The sequence below is a fragment of the Neisseriaceae bacterium CLB008 genome (assembly GCA_041228285.1).
Classification (GTDB): domain Bacteria; phylum Pseudomonadota; class Gammaproteobacteria; order Burkholderiales; family Neisseriaceae; genus JAGNPU01.
Genome location: CP166133.1, coordinates 925,757 through 945,686, shown reverse-complemented (window position 1 = coordinate 945,686; position 19,930 = coordinate 925,757). Strand labels below are relative to the sequence as shown.

Sequence of the window (19,930 nt, the reverse complement as noted above, 5' to 3'; positions counted from 1 at the left end):
TTAACAGCATGCAGCAAGCCTTTTATTTTAAGCCTTAATCCCTTATTTTCGATCTTGCCAGTTTTTCAACTTAGACGTGTGGCCAATGCCTGGGTTAAAGGTATTGGTTGGATCGAGCGCACGATAATGCTGTTTTAAGCTAGGCTTGGCCACGTACAGGTGGCCAACGTTATGCTCGGCTGGGTATTCAGCGCCTCTATCGTCTAGCAAAGCCCACATTTGATGTTCCATGGCCAAGGGGTCAACGCCTTTTTTGACGATGTAGTCTTGGTGAAACACGTGGCAAAAAAAGTGGCCGTAATACAGCTTGTGCACGATGACGTCGTCCATAGCCTTGGGTAAGGTTTCCACCCACTCTTGGTCGTTACGCCGTAAGGCAATATCGAGGGCCACGATGTCTTCCACTTCGCTGCGGTGGGTGTTGCGATAGCGAATGGCGGCGCCGGCCACGGCAAAGCGATGCAAAAAGGCTTTTCGCCCCTCTTCTTCGGTACACAAGAAGAAATCACCGCTCTGACGCGAGGAAAAATAATCCGCCAAGATTTGGCTGACCTGGTCCACGTCTTGCTCTTCGATGCGAATCACCAAATGGTGTTCATACAAATCCCTAAACTGATTCATCCGCGCCGGCAGATGGTTGGGCAGGCATTTGGTGAATAGCTGCAAGACTTTATCCGTCAGCCCGCGCACGCCAAATTTTTCCAGCCAGCCGTCGACCTTGTCTTTGGCCGCAAATGCTTTAGGCACGTTAACCGTGCCGTATTTTTCGATGAACCAAAACGTGTCTTTACCGTATTTGGCACCGATGTCGTAGGCAACACGATGAATGTATTCGCCCGCAATCGGCAGCCGTGGCAGTTCGGTGAGTAAGGCTCGGCGAATCGCGGTTAGGTCTTCTTGCGCGTTGCTGCCGATGTAGAGCACCTGACTGGGCACCTTACTGAAGGTGTCTAAACGCACGGCGAACACGCACACTTTGCCAGCGGAGCCTGAAGCTTCAAACAGGCGCGTAGGGTCGGCGTTAAAACGTGCCGGCGTATCGGCGTCAACTTGCGCCACGTCGTGGCTGTAATGTTGATCCGAGGCGCAGCGGTGTGCAGGCGCCTCAACGTCGCTGGGCGCGTATTGCTGTTCAGCCAAGCGGGTCAAGATTTCTTCAGGGCTGTCGCCCAAATCCACGCCCAGATGATTCACCAGGGCGAGGCTACCGTCATCGTTGACGCGTGCATACAGCGCCAGCTCGGTATAGGCAGGACCGCGGCGCACCAAGGCGCCGCCGGAGTTATTGCACACGCCGCCTAAAACCGAAGCGCCGATGCAGGATGAGCCGATCACCGAATGCGGTTCACGACCATAGGGTGCAAGGGTTCTTTCTAAGGCATCGAGGGTGGCACCAGGCAGGCAGATCACCTGTGCACCGTCTTGGATGACTTGAATACCGGCCAAGCGACGGGTGCTGATCAACACCACGGGGCGATCGTAGTCGGCGCCAAACGGGGTAGAGCCACCGGTTAGCCCGGTATTGGCGGCCTGCATGATGACCACGCAGTTGGCCGCGACCGCGGCTTGCAAAACACGCCACTGCTCTAATAATGTTCCCGGCACCACCACGGCCAACACCTCACCGCCGCCATAGCGGTGGCCTTGGCGGTAATGGCGCGTTTGGGTATCGCTCTGTAACACATGGGCTGAGCCCACAATTTCAATCAACTGCTGGACGACGTTCATCGTCTCGGTGTGAGCATGCATTGCCCTCTCCTTTAAGCACTCAGCCTTAGGTACATCACAGTACCTAAGGCTGGGCGGGTTCATGGCCGCCTAGCGGCAGGCTAACTGTTTAGTTCGGAATCATCCACGGTAATAGATAAGCCTGCACCGTCACGATGACGCCAATCATCACCGTAAACGCAAGGCTGTGCTTTAAGGTAAAGCGGAATAAATCGCTTTCACGCCCCACCAAACCCACGGCAGCACACGCAATGGCAATAGACTGCGGCGAAATCATTTTACCGGTCACGCCACCTGAGGTGTTCGCCGCCACCAGCAACACTTCTGGGATGCCGATTTGCTGCGCCGTCGTCGCCTGTAAGGCTGAGAACAAGGCATTGGCCGAGGTATCTGAACCGGTTAGGAACACGCCCAACCAGCCAAGGAACGGCGAGAAGAAGGTAAAGGCTTTACCTGTGTGCGCCAAGGCCAAGGCCAAGGTAGCCGACAGGCCTGAGTAGTTGGCAATAAATGCAAAAGCCAACACCATGCCAATAGAGTAAATCGACACTTTCAATTCATTCAGCGTTTCCACAAAGGTTTGCACCGCGGCCTTAGGACGCATTTTCAACACCACAATGGTGATTAAGCCTGCAAAGAAAATGGCCGTACCGGTGGCCGAAAACCAATCAAACTTATACACGGCCCCGTAGTTCACGACTTCACTCACGATAGGCGGCATTTTTTGCACCGCATTGTGTAAAAACGGCACGGGCACAGACAACACCCAATTGCTTAAGGCGCCGCCAGAAGCAAACAACACTTTGAACGGCTGAATGCTCCAAATCGTCACCATCAAGGTTAAGATCGCAAACGGTGACCACGCCACCATCACTTGTTTGGTTGAATACTTAGGTGTATTGGCGAGGTCAATGGAGGCTTGGGCGCCATCTTCTTGCTCAAAGCGGAAGATGTGCTTCGGTTTCCAGACTTTTAAGAATAGGGTTAAAGAAATCAGCGTCGCAATGGCGGCGGTAATGTCCGGCAGTTCTGGGCCAACGAAGTTAGACGTGGCGTATTGCGCCAGAGCAAACGACAAGCTGCTGACCAAAACGGCGGGCCAGGTTTCTTTGATGCCGCGCACGCCATCCATAATACCCATGATCCAAAACAGCACGATCGGCACCATAAACGGCAGCTGACGGCCCACCATTTGGCTGACGGCCATGACTTCTACGCCCGATACTTCACCCGCCACAATGATGGGGATGCCCATGGCGCCAAACGCTACGGGGGCGGTGTTGACGATCAAACACAGGCCGGCGGCGTATAAGGGCTTAAACCCAAGGCCAACCAACAGCGCAGCGGTAATTGCCACCGGTGCACCAAAGCCCGCAGCGCCCTCTAAGAAGGTACCAAAAGCAAAGCCCACCAACAGCATTTGTAAGCGCTGGTCTTCCGTAATCGACAAAATACTGGCGCGGATGATGTCAAAATGCCCGGTTTTTACCGAGATTTTATATAAGAATACGGCGCCAATGATGATCCAGGCAATCGGCCACAGCCCATAGAAAAAGCCATAAACAATCGATGATAAAGCCAAAAGCACCGGCATTTTATAGGCGACAATGGCCACCAAAAACGCCAACAGCACGGTGATGGAGCCAGCAACGCTGCCTTTTAAGCGCAGCACGGTTAAAGCCAAAAAGAAAAAGATGATGGGGATTAACGCCACCAGGCTGGATAGCCAAATATTCCCCAGCGGGTCATAAATTTGTTGCCATGTATCAATCATGTGTTTCTCCTGTGTTTCTTATTTAGACGTAAAAAATCAGCCAACGCCTGAACTTCAGCGTCGGCGTGTTATAAATTAAAGCTTTAGGTATTGTTTTTTTCTTTGACCATTTGGTGCAGCGTTTTGGCAGCAGGGCGCAGCGGCACATGGTTTTGAGTCCAGCCAAGCTGGCGTTTGGGCGTGAGCGCACGCAGGCGCGTGGCCATTTGCGTGGCCAAGCGATAGCCAAAAGCATGGCTACTGACGCCGGCAAATAAACGCCAGGCCATTTGCTCACTCACCGAATGAGCCGCGCCCTGCCCCCGAATCGGGTGTGGCACCACTTCATTGGGCGAACGTTGCGCTTCGGTGCGCAGCCGAATCAACAGATCGGGAATGGGAATGCGCACCGGACACACTTCGGCGCAGGCGCCACATAGGCTCGACGCAGTCGGCAAATCATGAGTGTCGTCCAAGCCCATCAAATGCGGCGAAATGATTTCGCCAATGGGGCCTGGGTAAGTCGTTCCATAAGCCGCACCGCCTACGCGGGTGTACACCGGGCAATGATTCATGCAGGCACCACAGCGAATACACTGCAAGGTTTGGCGCATTTGTTCGTCGGCATAGGCTTGGGTACGACCGTTGTCCAACAGCACCAAATGCATTTCCTGCGGGCCATCTAATTCTTGATGACGACGGGGGCCGGTGATCATATTGAAATACGTGGTGATGTTTTGGCCAATGGCGCTACGGGTCAGCAGGCTATACAGCGGCACCACGTCGCTGAGCTGGGCGACCACTTTTTCAATCCCCGTAATGGCGATGTGCACCGGCGGCACCGTAGTCGATAGGCGGCCGTTGCCTTCATTTTCCACCAGACACAGCGTGCCGGTTTCGGCTACAGCGAAGTTCACCCCAGACAGGCCAAGATCGGCCTGTCGATACACGTCGCGTAAAGCGCTGCGGCCCACGCGAATGAGCTCATCCACGTCGTCGGTAAGCGGCGAGCCTAGATGTTCATGAAACAGCTCGCTGACTTGATCCTTGGTTTTGTGAATTGCCGGCATCACGATGTGGGTCGGTTTTTCATGGGCCAGCTGCAAAATATACTCGCCCATGTCGCTTTCTACGGCTTCTACGCCCTGCTCAGCCAAGAATTCATTCAGATGGATTTCTTCACTCACCATAGACTTGCCCTTCACCATCAGCTTAGCCTCATGAGCTTGGGCGATTTGGTGAATGATGGTGCAAGCCTCTTGCTTATCTTCGGCGTAATGCACGTGTACGCCTAGCTCGGTGAGCTTGTCTTCTAACTGCTCCAATAGCTCAGGCAGGCGCGACAGCGCATGTTGGCGAATGCCTTCACATACGGTGCGTAAGCGCTGTAATTCCTCTTCATTGGCCAAAGTGGCACGACGCTTACTCATTAAACCATCCATGGCGCCGCGTAGGCTGTGACGAAGATGGTTGTCGTCTAGTGCTTTAACGGCTTCAATTTTAAAGTAGCGGCTGGCCGCTTCAGTAGGCTTCATGGCTGCGCTCCCAGTAAGGTCGGATCAATGTCGTCGGGCAAAAGCGCCAACACGATTAAGTCTTTAGGTCCGTGGGCGCCGTAGGCCAAGGTTAATTGAATGTCGGCGGTTTTCGACGGCCCCGACACCAGCACCACGTTACTGGGCATACCGGCCGGCATGGCCAAGGCCTGCATGGCGCTGTAAAAATCGTTGTAGAGCGTTTGGGTGTCGAAAAGCGCAATGTGTAGCGGTGGAATCAGGCTGAGCGCCCGCGGCTCTTGAGCACTGGTCCACAGCAGCAAGGTGCCGGTATGGGCAATGCCGCAGCGCACTTCGGTAAAGCCTGCATCGACGTCATTAAACCATTCGGTTTTACACGCTTCTAGCGCTTGGTTGGCCACCACGCATTGGGTCTTGGGCGCGTCAACAGCTAGCGCGGCCTGAATCTTCTGGCTGGCCATCGTTTGGTTGGGTACGGCCAAGGTTTTGATTTCGTGATCGGCCAAGATTTGGGTCAGTTGCGCCAGCCAATTGGCCTCGGTCACCCACACAATCTGGGTATTGACCGCGCGCATGGTGTCGGCCCAATGGCGTAGTCGCTCAAGGTCGCTGCCCCACTGGGCGCCCATGTCTTGGTAATACGCGCCCACGTCAGGGTGAGCCACGCTGTGTGCCTGCGCTTGGCGCAGCTTGGTTAAAATACGCTCTTTTGCCTGACTCATGCCTGCTGCTCCTGTGTCCGAGCCAATAAAAAGCTGGCTAAGTGTTTGGGTTTAGGCGCATCAACCTGATCTTTAGCCATTTTGCCGCCAATATTCAATAAGCAGCCGGCGTCGGCAGTCACCACTTCATCTACTTGGGCTTGAGCCAAGGCGGCTACCTTATCGGTCACCATCGCGCCAGCAATGTGTGGGTGCTTGAGCGAAAAGGTCCCGCCAAAGCCACAGCACTCACTTTCGTGATCATGCACCACCCGCTCGACCTGACCGAGCCGATCAATCAAGGCCCAGCTGGATTCGTGAACGTTCATTTCGCGCCGAGCTGCGCAGCTGGTGTGAACCGCGACCTTAGTGGGCGGGCCTAAGTCTTGCGGCTGATAGTCTAAATCGGTGTATAAAAATTGGCTGAACTCCACCACGCGCGCGGCAATCGCCGTGGCCGTCGCAGCGTGTTCAGTCTGAGCAAACAGCTTAGGCCAATGATGCTTCATCATGCCGCCGCATGAACCAGAAGGCACCACGATGGGCCAGTTTTCGGGGAACAGGCCTAGCTGAGCAGTCGCCACGGTTAAGGCTTCCTTGGGATGACCTGAAGAATAAGCCGGTTGCCCACAGCAGCTTTGCGCCTGCGGGTAATGCACTTTAATGCCCAGCTGGTTCAATAAAGTCATGGCGTCCATGCCCGCTTCAGGCAGGAACACGTCCAGCAGGCAGGTACCAAAAAAGTAGACGTCGGTGGGTTGCTTCCGTTCATCTTGGCGCAGATGAGGCATTGTGGTATTCTCCTTGTGGTAAATTGGTCTGACCAATTTTTTATATATATTCTTTACGTTACAACAGCTTAAGAATAATCGTCAAACTTAAAGACCAATCAAAAATTAAATCCTTGTTTATTGAGCCATTTTTAAATCGATGCCCTCAGTAAAAGGCCAAATTATGGGTTTACCATTAACGTCATTAACATCTTGGAACGCCGTCTATGATTAAGAATAAAAAAATTTATGAACAAGTGGCTGATTTAATTGAAGACCGTATTTTTCAGAGTATTTATCAGGCTGGCTTTAAACTTCCGCCTGAGCGGGCATTGGCCGAAGAACTCGGCGTTTCTCGTCCCTCGGTACGCGACGCGATCAGCATGTTGGCCGCGCGGGGCATGATCGACAGCCGCCATGGCGATGGGCATTATGTGTCCCAGCAGGTACAGCAAGACTTTATGGTCGGTTGGCAAAACCTACTGAATCGCCACAATTATCTAGAAACCGACATTTTGGACTTTCGGCGCCACCTAGAGGCCACCTTAGCCGGCATGGCCGCCGAGCGGCGCACAGACGCCGACCTGAAACGCATGCAGTATTGGCTCGCGCAAATTGATGCGGCCCATGAGGCCGGCGATGTGGCCAAGCGTTCGGAGTCTGACGTGGGGTTCCATCAATCCATTGCCGAGGCATCGCACAATATTTTATTTGCCCAGTTTTCCAACAGCCTGTTGCGGGTTTTGCACACACACACCAAAACCAATCTGGGCAATATGTTTGCCGTAGCCGACATCAAGCAAGAGCTGTCGACGCAGCACCACGACATTTACTTAGCAATCAAGCGTAAACAGCCGAGCAAGGCGCGGCAAATGGCGCAAAGACACATTGATTTTATTGAAGTATCACTCCAAGCCTATCGAGACTTGCAGCAGCGAGAATCCATTTCGCAAGCCATTGCCGATAATGAGCAGCAGCACCGAAAGCACGGCTAGCCAGAGTGGGTAGGCAAAACCAAGCCTACCCACTGCATTAAGCCCTTCTAAAGAGGCAAACGCCTACCCCTCCTGGGTTGTACACCCTATGCTTTAGTCAACGCCCACTACCTAAATCAGTCAATCAGCATGGCGTAAAACGCCACCTTATTCATGCGTGCGCCTATTCCAGCTTGCTTATTCGTCAAAGCAAATAGCCAAAAAAAGGCTATTCAAATAAAATAAACTAGATTATGCTAAACAAATAAAACTCTGTCTATACTTTTGCCCACCATCACAGCAAACCTAAGGAGCCGCCATGTTTTCCAGCCAAGACATCGACACCGCAGTGCACATTCGCCGCGACCTCCATCAGCACCCAGAATTAAAATACGAAGAGCACCGCACTGCGGCGCTGGTGGCCGAACGCTTAAACCAGCTGGGCTTTCAGGTAAGCACCGGCATCGCCCACACGGGTGTGGTCGGCCTATTAATGACGCAGCGCCCAGGGCCTGTCATCGCATTTCGCGCCGACATGGATGCCCTCCCCATAGAAGAGGCCACGGGCAAACCTTATCAGTCTGTTTACGCAGGTAAAATGCACGCCTGCGGCCACGATGGCCACACCGCTAGCCTGCTGTTGGCGGCAGCTTGGTTAGCGGCTAACCGCGACCAGCTATGCGGCACGATTAAGCTGGTGTTTCAGCCCGCGGAAGAAGGCGGCAACGGTGCGGCCCAAATGGTGGCCGAAGGCGTCTTACAACACCCCACCGTCGACGCTATTTTTGGCTACCATAATCGCCCAGGCCATCCCGCTGGCCGGCTATTATTGCGCTCAGGCGCAACCATGGGCGGCAGCGACACCTACCACGTCTGCCTTCACGGTACGTCTGGACACGCAGCCATGCCCCATTTAGCCAAAGACCCCATCTACATGGCGGCCAATCTGATTCAACAAACTCAGGGGGTGGTTGGCCGCTTGAAGTCCCCACTTCAAGCTGGTCTCATCACCGTCAGCGCCATTCATGCAGGCTTAGCCGACAACGCCATTCCTGATCACGTTAACTTAACCCTCAATATTCGCAGCGATTCACCCACCACACGCAGCCAGCTCCTCGACCAGCTAGACTTATTACTTCACGGCTGCTGCGCGCCTTTTGGCGGGCGCTACACCAAAACCTTAGTCAACAGTATGCCCCCTCTGATTAACCCTGCGCCAAGCGTGGCGGCGGTGCAAGCGGCCGTACAGCAGCACCTACCCACAGTAGAGATTGACCAGCTAGAGGCGATGCCCACCATGGGTAGCGAAGACTTTGCCTTTTATTTGGCTCAGACCGCTGGCTGCTATTTTTTCATCGGCAACGGCACCGACGGCCCCTACGTTCACAACCAAGGCTACGACTTTAATGACGACATTCTGCCTACCGCCGCTGGCGTCTTCGTGGCCATTGCCCAGCACTATTGCGCCCGCTAGCGGAGATGACTATGGAGCGCTTACTCAACCATATTGAACGCATCGGCAACAAACTGCCGCATCCGTTCATCTTATTCCTGTTCTTAGCGCTGCTGGTGGTCCTCCTCAGTGCCTGCCTCTCCCTGCTTGGGGTCAGCGCCACCAATCCCAAAACCGAACAGCTCATCCAAGTCAACAGCCTACTGTCTACGGCAGGCATCCGCTTTATGCTGGAGAGTATGGTCGATAACTATATGCGCTTTCCCCCATTGGGCATGATTATCGTGTCCTTACTCGGCATTGGCTTAGCCGACCGCGTGGGCCTGCTGTCGGCGCTGATTCGCCGCAGCGTCACCAAGGCGCCAAAGAGCATTGTCACCTTCGTCGTCTTTGTGGTGGCCATTAGCGGCAGTATTGCCTCTGACGCAGTTTTTATTATCTTACCGCCCCTAGTGGCGATGATTTATCATTCCTTGGGCCGCCACCCCATCGCTGGTGCCGCTGCGGCCTATGCTGGTGCCAGCGCCGGCTACGATGCCAGCCTATTCGTCACCCCAACCGATGCCATCTTGTCGGGCATCACCACCGAAGCGGCGCGCTTTCTTGATCCAGACGCCTACGTTAGCCCCTTAGATAATTATTTTTTCACTTTAAGTTCTGTGCTGATCTTGGCCACCGTGGGCAGCCTACTCATAGACAAAGTGATTGAGCCGCGCCTGAACCGCACCTTAAAAATTGACGCCGACGTGGCCACGCCAACAGCTTTAGACACCCTTACCCCCCTAGAACTTAAAGCCATGCGCGCCACTGGGTGGGTGGCGCTCGCCTATTTCACCTTCTGGGTTCTAGCCTTGTTACCGACGGCCTCACCGCTACGTAATGATGATGGCGGCCTCATTCCCTCAACGTTTTCTCGCGCCTTTATTCCCATTCTTTTTGGTTTTTTTGTGGCCATCGGCCTGACCTACGGCAAGCTAGTGGGCAACATCAAAACCTTGCGCGACATACCAGCCTATATGGCCGAGGCAATCAAAGCCTTGGCGCCCACCTTGGTGTTGTTCTTTGTCATCTCCCAGTTTCTGGCCTATTTTCGCTGGTCTAATCTGGGCCAGCTTATTGCCATCAATGGCTCCATCTTCTTAGAGCACACTGGTTTCCAGGGCTATCCATTGATTGTGTCGTTTATCTTGTTGGCCGCCAGCATGAATATTTTCATGACCTCCGGCTCGGCCCAATGGTCGTTGATGGCGCCTATTTTTGTGCCCATGCTGATGCTGCTCGACTACGATCCTGCTTTTGTGCTGGCCATGTATCGCATCGGCGACTCAACCACCAACATCATCTCACCCATGAGCGCCTACTTCGCCGTGGTGTTGGTATTCATGCAGCACTACAAAAAAGACATGGGCATCGGCAGCCTAATGTCCATCATGCTGCCGATCTCGCTAAGCTTCTTGTGCTTTTGGAGCTTGTTTTTATGCCTATGGGTGGTGCTAGGCCTACCTTTAGGCCCAGGGGTGTACATGATGGCGCCCTGATGATGACCTACTAAATCCGTGGGTAGGCTTACATCCTACAAACAACGGGTAAGTTGTGCGGCTTGGCCGCCCTAGCGTCATCTCGACTCGATAAAAGACACGACCCTAACTAGCACATTTTTTATGTTCAGTTTTAACAATATTTGCTAATATGGCGTGTCATCATTTACCCCTACAGACAGACTCAATGAATAAAACATTATTAGGCTTAGGCCTGACGGCCCTATTGGGCCTGGCCGCCTGCGGCGGTGAGGAAGCAAAGGACAAAGAGGCAGAAAGCCCGATTAGCTGTACCAATCCAGAGGCAACTCAATTCCTACTCGACAGCGTGGCTAAAAAAGCACAGCAGTCTACGCTGGCATTGAGCAACACAGAATGGACCACGTCCGACTCCTTGGTCAAATCCATTTGGGACCAGCTACAGGCCAAAATTGACAATATTCGTACCGACAGCCAGACCGAGACTAAGGTCAGCTGTGTCGCCAGCTATACGGTTGATGTGCCCATTGGCGTGCTCAAACAGGCAGAACAAGGCTACAGTTTCTGGATGGAAACCGATGCCACCTTATTGCCGCATCTGGCTGAGTTTGGCTGGAGTAAAGACAACAGCAGCTTGGTTAAAAGCATTCAGTACACGGTACAGCAAACCGATGACGGCAAAAAAATCATCACCGAACTGGATCAGCCTAGCCAAGTGACCGACGGCCTGTCTTATCTAATCGCCGGCCACATTGCCTTTGATTACTACATGAAAATATATGAAGCAGAAGACGCAAATGAGAAAGAGTACGCCGAGCACGAAGCCAAACTACAGGCCTTAGGCGATGAACGCACTCAGGCGCAAGTGAACGAAGCCAAAGAGCTGAATAAATTTGCCCACCAGCGCCTAAATGCTGCGTGGAATAGCCTACCAGAAGACGTGCGCCAAGAAATGAAGGCGGTGCAAAAGGCTTGGAACGAAAAACGCGCTAGCGAATGTCGCTACAACGCCAGCGCCAATGCTGAGCGTACCCCAGATCAAGCCTTAATCATGGTTCAATGCGACAGCGACATGGTCAACAGCCGCACCGAAGTGCTAGAAGACATGGCCAGCCGCTACAGCAACCACGCGCTGTCTTCGGCCGAAAAGCAGCTGTCTGGCTTGAAAACGCAAATGCAGCAAACCTGGTCGACCTTCCCGCGTGAAGTCAAAGACGCGCTGCAAAAAGAGCAGCAAGACTGGCAGACCGAAACCCAAACCATTTGCACTTCTAAACGCAGCCAAACCGAAGATCAAGAGGCGTCTCGCCTACTCTTCACCCAGTGCATGGTCGCTGAATACCAACAGCGTATTGCCGCTTTGAAGAAATTCCAAGTTTAAGCTGATACCGTACACACCAGAGCCTCCGCTAGGAGGCTCTTTTTTTATGCGTGCCCGTTATTCAAAACATCTGGCTCAGCAGCATAAGCCTCCCAAAAAGGCAACCACCACCAAATAAAAACCCTTTATTGTATTAAAAACTAGAACAATGATTCCTATTTAAACCCATTATCAACGCAGAAAAGCGGGCGTAAAATAGCCGAAAGTTAAGCAGCATCGAGAAAAGACCGATATTTACGGCATTCCCCTCATGCTCATCTTCCCAAACACAGAACAATGAAAGAGGTCATTCATGAAGCCAGTCCGCACACATAAATTAACCCTTACCCTCAGCGCCCTCGCTCTGGCCGTCAGCCTTGGTAGCGCTCAGGCGGCTGCTTATCAGGCCAGCAATGCAGAGCAAGCGCTCAAAATCGTCAACCTTGACGCCCTAGAGGCTCAGGTTAAAGCCAATATGGACCCTGGCGCATTTGGCTACATCCGTGGCGGTGCCGAAAATGAACAGAACTTACGCAGCAACACCAGCAGCTTTGATAAAAAATACATCATGCCACGCATCATGCAGGGCATTGAGCTCACCGACATCAATTTGTCGACTACATTTTTAGGCATTAACTTAAAAAACCCTGTGATCCAGGCACCGATGGCGGCACAAGGGCTGGCGCACGAGACCGGCGAGATCGCCACCGCCAAAGGCATGGCGAAGGCTGGGTCGATTTTTTCGCTCAGCACCTACGGCAATAAAACCATTGAAGAAGTCGCGGCCGTATCGGGTCAAAACCCCTTCTTTTTTCAGCTCTATATGAGCAAAAACGAAAAGTTTAATGAATTCACCCTAACGCGCGCCAAAAACAGCGGCGCCAAAGCGATTATTTTAACCGTCGACTCGCCCGTAGGCGGCTATCGTGAAGACGACATTAAAAACAACTTCCAATTTCCTTTAGGCTTTGCCAACTTAGAACTATTTGCGGCGCAAAACAGCGATGGCTCGAAAACCGGCAAAGGTGCAGGCATCAGCGAAATTTATGCCCAAGCCAAGCAAGGCTTTACCCCTGCCGACATCGGCTACGTTAAAAAGCTGTCTGGCCTACCGGTAATTGTGAAAGGCGTACAGTCGCCAGAAGATGCCGACGTGGTGATTAAAGCCGGTGCAGACGCTATCTGGGTGTCTAACCACGGTGGACGTCAATTAGACAGTGGACCTTCTTCATTTGACGTGTTGCCGCTGATTGCCAAAAAGGTCAATAAACGCGTGCCCATCGTGTTTGACAGTGGCGTTCGCCGTGGCTCACACGTGTTTAAAGCCTTAGCCAGCGGCGCCGACGTTGTGGCCGTAGGCCGCCCTATTCTGTACGGCCTGAATCTGGGCGGTGCTGAGGGCGTGAACTCAGTGATTCAACAGTTAAATAAAGAATTGACCATCAACATGATGTTGGGCGGCGCTAAAGACATTGAAGCGGTGAAAAAAACCAAGCTCTACAGCGACCAAGACTTTTCTAAATAAGGCCTGACCTGACCACACCCTAGCGCCCATTCGCCGCTAGGGTGTTTTTTATGGTGGTTTGTTGGCATTATCCGGAGGTATCTAAACATGAAAACAACCGCTACTACTTCGGTTATTTTGCTCTTGATTGAAGGTTGCCTTTAGCTACCTTGTGTGACAACTCACCACGTCTTTCGTAGGTAAAGTGTTTTTTTTCTTTGCTTCGTTTCTTTTGGACATCCAAAAGTTGGACGTCGCCCAAGGGGCGAAACAAACGATTGAGCAACAGCGAAACAACCGGGGCATTGAAACAAATGATTTAATGATTCAAAAAGGTGGGCACGCTGCGCTTTGCCCACTCTACAAATAGTCAACAAATCGTGGTTTATCGTATCGCTCCCTACACTCTTGATTTACGTCCACAGCGTAGGCCCTTAAGCGTAGGGTGGGTCGTGACCCACGCGGATTTTAAATGTAGGCAGGGGGACGTTAAGAGCGGTGGGTAGGCTTCGCTTTACCCACCCTACGCGATGGTGAATAAACCATCCCAAGCCAAATACTCAAGCCAAGGGCTGATAGGATCATAAAACTCGGTGCTTGACACTAACGTTACGTTAGCCTTTATAGTGAGCCTATTGAACACCAGAAGGAACAGACATGCACTGGAAAGTGGGTGAATTAGCCAAGCTCGCTAACATCAGCGTCAGAACACTACATCATTACGAGCAAATTGGCCTCCTGAAGCCAGCAAGGCGCAGCGACGGTGGCTATCGGCTGTATGATACCCAAAACGTGCAGCGCTTAATGCAAATCGTGTGTTTGAGCCAAGTGGGCATGTCGCTAGATGAAGTCAAACAGGCCTTGGCCGACTATCCTGACGATATTTTGCCCCACCTCAAACAACATCTAGCGCTGCTAGATCAACGTTTATCCCAGCTGCAAACGGTGCACACTAGATTGCAGAGTGTGATCAGCAAAATAGCCAACAACCAACAGCCTTCCTGGATAGACTGGGCCCTTAACCCTGATTTGATCCGCCTCTCGGACCAATGGCACGCCACCGATGCTTTTGATGCGCTGGCCTTGTATGAATCCCACCTGAACCAAAGTGCACGCTGGCAACAGCTGCTGGCTCATGAGACACAAAACACGGCTTGGGACTTGGTTGCCAGCTTTGAGGCCTTAACCGATGCCAGCTTATTGTGCCATCACCATCTTTGGCACAATCCAAACCTCACCGCCTTTGCACAGCTGGATCGGCCTCATGCCGACACCATTCGCGCTCAATGGGCTCAGCAGCATCGGCTCTTATGGCAAGCACAGCTGACGCCAGCAGCCACAGCCTGCTTAAATCACACTCATGCTCAAGCCCTGTCTGCTTGGCCAAACATCTTGGCTGATTTACACCAGGTGACGCACCATCAGCTCGACCCTGCCAGCTGCCATCATGCATGGCGGCATTGGTGCCTCACCCTAGGTCAAGGCGATGAAGCATTGACTCGGCAAATCATGCACGGTTTTTTGGCTGAACCACGCTTACAACAGGGCTTATGCCTAAATCCAGCCCGCGCTGACACTTGGCAGTCCTGGCTAAACCAAACCTTTACCAACTCACCCTAAACACGCTCACCATGACTATTCACATCCAACCCGCCCTAGCGGCAAACTACACAGAACTGGCCACTATTTGGTCCACTTCAGTATTGGCCACCCATCATTTTTTAAAACCTGAAGACTATGCCGAAATCAAACAGCAGCTGATACCGGTGTATTTTCCAGCGGTGACGCTGTATCAAGCCGTTGACACAAAAACAGAACGCATCGTCGGCTTTGTCGGTGTCTTAGACGGCTGCGTGGAAATGCTGTTCATTGATGCGCAGGCACGCGGCCACGGCGTTGGCACCTTGCTGCTGGATTTTGCGGTGGCAAATTTAGCCGCCACCACGCTAGACGTCAACGAACAAAACGAGCAGGCCGTTGGCTTTTACCGACACTATGGCTGTCGCCAAATCAGCAGGCAAGCCCTCGATGGCGCCGGCAAACCCTATCCTACGCTCACCCTAGCCTTACCTCACCCCGACGCGAAACGATCAAACATGCCAAAATGATTCTGAAGCTTGGCACAAGGCTAAGCCATCATCAAATTGACACATCACTGTGCTAATCTGAGTCACTCACCCTTGCCTTGGAACCAGCATGTCGACCACGCCCACAACGCAGATGGATTTATCCGCCTGGCCTGAGGACGCCGCCACGCGCCTGTGCGCCTTGATCCAGCGCCACGCGCATCAAGGTGAATACGCCGTATTTGACGCCGACCAAACCTGCTATCAGCACGACTTAACCGAACCGCTGCTGGCCTATTTAGAACGACAAGGCCTGATCAGCCAAGACACGCTGGCAGCCGAATTAAAGCTACTGCCTTTTTTAAACTCAATAGGTGCTGAGCCAGAAAGCCTCTACAGCTATTACACTCGCTTGTGCGCCCTCGACGCCAATATTGGCTACGCTTGGATTGCCCAAAGCTTTGCCGGCCTCAGCCTAGGTCAGCTCAAGGCCAGCCTAGACGCTATGCTCGCTGCTGGCCAAGCCCTGCCGGTGCGCACCTGGCTAAACGGCAACGCCCAATCAGGCTTAAGCCACCCCCCACGCATGGTTTTGGGCATGCAGCAGCTCATTGCGGCGCTACAACAGCACGGCATCGCCGTCTACATTGTCAGCGCCGGCCTCGAAGAAGCCGTACGCATGTTACTGGCCGATCCTCAATATGGTTATCACGTCCCAGCAGAGCACGTCATCGGCGTCACCACTTTGTTACGCGATCCACATACTGGCGACGTCACCACTGCGCGGCAGCGCATGGCCGCCGGCAGCTATCGTACCGAAAACCTAGACCAGCATCACCTGACTACCCAGCTATTAGCGCCGCTGACCTGGGCCGAAGGCAAGGTCGCCGCCATTAAAACCCACATCGACGCCGTCCGTCAGCCCATCTTAGTCGCAGGCGATACCCCCGACAGCGATGGGCCGATGCTGTTCGACGCCACCGACCTCAAACGTGGCGGCCTGCGTTTATTCATCGATCGCAGCGCATGTGCCGTACAGCGTTTGCACATCATGCAGGCGCAACGAGCGGTCCAACAGGCCGCGGCCTACTTACCGGTGAGCGCTCATGATGGCTGGCTACTGATCGCTCACCAGCAATTAATGGGCGCGAACCACTGCATGGCCACCCTTTAAACAACTAATGAATAATAATGCTCGTCATCTTCGATTCGGCCATTGAATTCAAAGCCAAAAGAGGTATACAGACTTTTGGCAATGTGGTTTTCATCCTCTAGCATGATGTCGATGGTTTGGTACTGCGCCTCTTTTAAATAGGTCAAGATGGCCGCAAATGATGCCCGACCAAGGCCGCGGCCGATAAATTTATGGTCCAGCATAAACCGCCAAATTTCAGCATGCTCAGGCTTGTCCTCGGTACGCTCATACATAAAAAAGCCAATCAACTGCTCGTCTGCATAAAGGGCTTTAGGCACTAAACCAGGGAAATACTGAGCCTCCATGATGGACAGGGCGTTACAGCATACGTATTCCTCGAATACGGTCGCCACCCCATCTTTATTCCCCGTCAGCTCGGCTACGTCTAGACAATTGTCTTTGCTAATCTCTTTAATGTGAATCATGCTTCTGTCTCATTCTTGATTAAAACTAGACCGACTAGTCTAATGATTAGCATGCACAGTAGCAAAAACCGATCAAATAGTCTATATTTTTATGGTAAGCCTTGCCCAAACCCGAGATTCTGCTCGACGATGAGGCCAAGCAGCGGTGGCGCAGCCCTACTCGTACTGGCTTTGGCCTGCTCATCAATCTCGCCACACCCGCCCAAACCGCCTACGACTAACAGGATCACCTATGCCCAAAATATGGACCACGACAGAAAAACGCGACATTCAAACCTTTATCGCGTCAGCACCCGATGAAAACCCTTGGGTGCACGGGCAGCCTGAGCCTGAATGCATTGAAGTGGTGCCTTATGACGCTCACTGGCCGCATCTGTTTGCGACACAGGGCCAAAGAATTTCGGCAGCGTTGGGCGATATTGCCTTAACCATTGCCCACGTGGGTTCAACCGCCGTGCCCCACTTGGCCGCTAAACCCGTCATAGACATTGATTTAATCGTGCCCAATCCACATTTAGAAGTGCAATATGTCCCCGCCTTAACCGAATTAGGCTATGAGTTAACCGTCAGAGAACCTTCTTGGTATCAGCATCGAATGTTACGGCTAGCTCAGCCGAGGGTGAATCTGCATGTATTTGGGCCCCACTGTCCCGAACACTGGCGCCACCAACTGTTTAAACAATGGCTCATACAGCATCCTGAAGATTGTGCTCGCTATGCCGAGGCCAAAATGCAGTCACGGCACCATGTCGCCACCGTCGCCGCATACAATCAAAAAAAGCAGCAGATCGTGCGAGAAATTTATCAGAAGCTATTTGCCGCGCTCGATTAGGCCACGCCAGCGCTTAGCCACCACGAAGAAGCCGCTTTATCTTCATCTCGCGCCTCAGCATCAGGTCTTCATGCCGACACGCCGTGGGCAGACACCGAAAACGCTAGGTTAGCAGTTGCGCCTAGGTTCCGATCAAGCATAGACGCATAGCCCACTTTGGCTTAGACTTAAGCACCTATGCCAATACAGAATGAGCCCTATGCCGCAGACCAACGCCCAAGTAGCCCCCAAACGTCCTCGTACCAAGCCCGCCCATGTGCGCCTAGAAGAGCTCATGAACGCCGCCGAGAACCTCTTTCTGGCACAGGGCGTGGACGCCACCACGATTGACGACATTGTGACTGCGGCCGACGTAGCCAAGGGCACGTTCTATCACTATTTTTCGTCTAAAAACGACCTATTGGTGTCGTTAGGCCAGCGCTACACCGAACGCTTTATCGAACGTTTGGCCGCGGCCATGGCGCAATGCGACGATGATGATTGGGTCGGCAAGCTACGCCAGTGGGTCCACAGCAATGTGACCACCTACGCTGAGACCTACCACATCCACGACATCGTCTACATCAACCACCATCACCACGATCGTGCTAATCCAGCCAAGAACGCCATTCTCGATCAGCTCTTGGCCATCATTGAAGGCGGCAGCCAAGCGGGCGCGTGGGCGCCGCCACAGCCGCGGCTGGTGGCCCTCATGATTTACTCCGGCGTTCACGGCGCCACCGATGACTTAATCGCCACCCAAGACGCCGACGCCGACGCCTTTGCCGACAGCTTGGCGCAAAGCTGCTTGCGCATGCTGCTGCCCTAAGCCTTTAGCTGCGGCTATAGCCTACAGCAGGCGTGGCCAAACCAAGACGATCGCGAAACGTACGGCCTTCATAGTGGGTGCGCAGTAAACCACGACGCTGTAGCTCAGGCACCACTTGGGTCACAAACTCACTGGCGCCGCCGGGCAGATGTGAAAACATCACGTTAAAGCCATCGGCCGCGCCCTCCTCTAGCCACTGCGCCATCTCATCCGCCACTTGGGTGGCCGTGCCGACCATGGCCAACCCATGATAGCCGCCGACCCGTCGCGCTAATTCAATGATGCTTAAGCCTTCTGCCTTGGCCATGTCCACCAAACGATCACGCCCACTCTTGCTCGCATTACTCGGCGGCAGTGCTGGCAATGGCCCTTGCGGGTCATACTCTGACACATCATGGCCCAAGGCAATCGACAGCGTCGCCATACTGCTTTGGTCATCGACTAAATCATCTAACGCCCGTCGTTTGGCCTGAGCCTCCGCGGCTGTCGCGCCCAACACCACAAACACGGCAGGGATGATTTTAAGCGCGGGCCGCCCAACGGCAGCGGTTCGTGCTTGCATGTCTTGATAAAACGCCTGAGCCGACGGTAAATCGGTCTGATAAGTGAACACCACTTCAGCGGTTTCGGCCGCGATCTGACGCCCAGCCTCAGAGGCGCCTGCCTGCACCACCACGGGACGAGACTGCACCGGGCGCGCCACGTTTAATGGGCCTTTCACCTGAAAATAAGCGCCGCGATGGTTGAGCACCTGCATTTTGGTCGCATCAACATACACGCCGCTGGCCGCATCCTGACAAAATGCATCGGCCGCCCAGCTGTCCCACAATCCATCCATCACCGTCATAAACTCACGCGCACGCCGATAGCGTTCGGCATGGTCCATATGCGCGTCACGACCAAAGTTAGCCGCTTCATTGGCATTGCTGGACGTGACTAAATTCCAAGCGGCGCGCCCGCCACTGATGTGGTCTAAAGAGGCCAGCCGTCGAGCCAGCATATACGGCTCGTTATAGGTGGTACTGGCCGTGCCGATCAGGCCCAAATGTTCGGTGACGGCCGCTAAGGCCGGCAGCACGGTTAAAGGGTCTAGCGTGGCCACGCTGTGGCCGCGTACCAAGGCCTCTAACGGTGCGGCCCGCAGCGCCAAGGTATCCGGCAGAAACAGACCATCAAAACAGCCGCGTTCTAAGGTTTGCGCCAGCCATTTTAAGTGTTTAAAGTCGGCATGAAAGCCTGGCTCGGCTTCAGGGTGGCGCCAGGCGCCGGCGTGTAAGCTAGGCAAAGCCAGCAAAATCATTTTTTTGTCTACCTGCATCAGTGCCTC

Annotated in this window: 17 protein-coding genes; 10 read left to right on the top strand and 7 right to left on the bottom strand. The window is 53.4% G+C overall.

Going from position 1 to position 19,930, the window contains the following annotated elements:
- Positions 1–42: 42 nt before the first annotated feature.
- The 5 genes from dld to AB8Q18_04215 all read right to left on the bottom strand — a co-directional run bounded on the left by dld (position 43) and on the right by AB8Q18_04215 (position 6,490).
- Entirely contained in the window at positions 43–1,749 is a 1,707-nt protein-coding gene (gene dld / locus AB8Q18_04235) for a D-lactate dehydrogenase (protein ID XDZ52264.1), read from the bottom strand.
- An 88-nt stretch (positions 1,750–1,837) separates the two neighbouring features.
- On the bottom strand, positions 1,838–3,499 hold the full coding sequence (lldP, locus tag AB8Q18_04230; GenBank protein XDZ52898.1) for an L-lactate permease: 1,662 nt from the start codon (positions 3,497–3,499) through the stop codon (positions 1,838–1,840).
- An 86-nt stretch (positions 3,500–3,585) separates the two neighbouring features.
- Positions 3,586–5,016 (bottom strand): LutB/LldF family L-lactate oxidation iron-sulfur protein, encoded by a 1,431-nt coding sequence (locus AB8Q18_04225; GenBank protein ID XDZ52263.1) that lies wholly within the window; start codon positions 5,014–5,016, stop codon positions 3,586–3,588.
- Entirely contained in the window at positions 5,013–5,720 is a 708-nt protein-coding gene (locus AB8Q18_04220) for a lactate utilization protein C (protein XDZ52262.1), read from the bottom strand. Before AB8Q18_04220 ends, AB8Q18_04225 begins: the two co-directional genes overlap by 4 nt.
- Positions 5,717–6,490 (bottom strand): (Fe-S)-binding protein, encoded by a 774-nt coding sequence (locus tag AB8Q18_04215; protein XDZ52261.1) that lies wholly within the window; start codon positions 6,488–6,490, stop codon positions 5,717–5,719. Before AB8Q18_04215 ends, AB8Q18_04220 begins: the two co-directional genes overlap by 4 nt.
- Before the next feature lie 206 nt (positions 6,491–6,696).
- Between AB8Q18_04215 and AB8Q18_04210 the strand changes: the two genes are divergently transcribed.
- The 8 genes from AB8Q18_04210 to AB8Q18_04175 all read left to right on the top strand — a co-directional run bounded on the left by AB8Q18_04210 (position 6,697) and on the right by AB8Q18_04175 (position 16,517).
- The gene (locus AB8Q18_04210; protein XDZ52260.1) at positions 6,697–7,464 is read left to right on the top strand and encodes a FadR/GntR family transcriptional regulator; all 768 of its coding nucleotides are present in this window, start codon (positions 6,697–6,699) and stop codon (positions 7,462–7,464) included.
- 298 nt (positions 7,465–7,762) lie between these two features.
- Positions 7,763–8,917, top strand: coding sequence for a M20 family metallopeptidase (locus AB8Q18_04205; protein ID XDZ52259.1), 1,155 nt, complete (start codon positions 7,763–7,765; stop codon positions 8,915–8,917).
- Positions 8,918–8,928: 11 nt separating this feature from the next.
- Complete coding sequence (locus tag AB8Q18_04200; protein ID XDZ52258.1) at positions 8,929–10,434, top strand: AbgT family transporter; 1,506 nt, start codon at positions 8,929–8,931, stop codon at positions 10,432–10,434.
- Positions 10,435–10,621: 187 nt separating this feature from the next.
- A complete protein-coding gene (locus tag AB8Q18_04195; protein XDZ52257.1) occupies positions 10,622–11,794 on the top strand; it encodes a lysozyme inhibitor LprI family protein in 1,173 nt (390 codons plus the stop codon).
- A gap of 292 nt (positions 11,795–12,086) precedes the next feature.
- Positions 12,087–13,298 (top strand): lactate oxidase, encoded by a 1,212-nt coding sequence (locus AB8Q18_04190; protein XDZ52256.1) that lies wholly within the window; start codon positions 12,087–12,089, stop codon positions 13,296–13,298.
- A 636-nt stretch (positions 13,299–13,934) separates the two neighbouring features.
- Entirely contained in the window at positions 13,935–14,897 is a 963-nt protein-coding gene (locus tag AB8Q18_04185) for a MerR family transcriptional regulator (GenBank protein XDZ52255.1), read from the top strand.
- A gap of 11 nt (positions 14,898–14,908) precedes the next feature.
- Positions 14,909–15,385, top strand: a complete 477-nt coding sequence (locus AB8Q18_04180) for a GNAT family N-acetyltransferase (protein ID XDZ52254.1) — start codon at positions 14,909–14,911, stop codon at positions 15,383–15,385.
- Between the two features lie 88 nt (positions 15,386–15,473).
- Entirely contained in the window at positions 15,474–16,517 is a 1,044-nt protein-coding gene (locus AB8Q18_04175; protein XDZ52253.1) for a haloacid dehalogenase-like hydrolase, read from the top strand.
- Here the strand turns inward: AB8Q18_04175 and AB8Q18_04170 are convergent.
- Positions 16,514–16,963 (bottom strand): GNAT family N-acetyltransferase, encoded by a 450-nt coding sequence (locus AB8Q18_04170; protein XDZ52252.1) that lies wholly within the window; start codon positions 16,961–16,963, stop codon positions 16,514–16,516. The two genes, AB8Q18_04175 and AB8Q18_04170, sit on opposite strands and share 4 nt — an antisense overlap.
- A 232-nt stretch (positions 16,964–17,195) precedes the next feature.
- Between AB8Q18_04170 and AB8Q18_04165 the strand changes: the two genes are divergently transcribed.
- Positions 17,196–17,795, top strand: a complete 600-nt coding sequence (locus tag AB8Q18_04165; GenBank protein ID XDZ52251.1) for a GrpB family protein — start codon at positions 17,196–17,198, stop codon at positions 17,793–17,795.
- A 199-nt stretch (positions 17,796–17,994) separates the two neighbouring features.
- Entirely contained in the window at positions 17,995–18,603 is a 609-nt protein-coding gene (locus AB8Q18_04160; protein XDZ52250.1) for a TetR/AcrR family transcriptional regulator, read from the top strand.
- 4 nt (positions 18,604–18,607) lie between these two features.
- Here AB8Q18_04160 and AB8Q18_04155 read toward each other — a convergent pair whose 3' ends face one another.
- Positions 18,608–19,921, bottom strand: coding sequence for an LLM class flavin-dependent oxidoreductase (locus AB8Q18_04155; GenBank protein XDZ52249.1), 1,314 nt, complete (start codon positions 19,919–19,921; stop codon positions 18,608–18,610).
- Between the last annotated feature and the right edge of the window lie 9 nt (positions 19,922–19,930).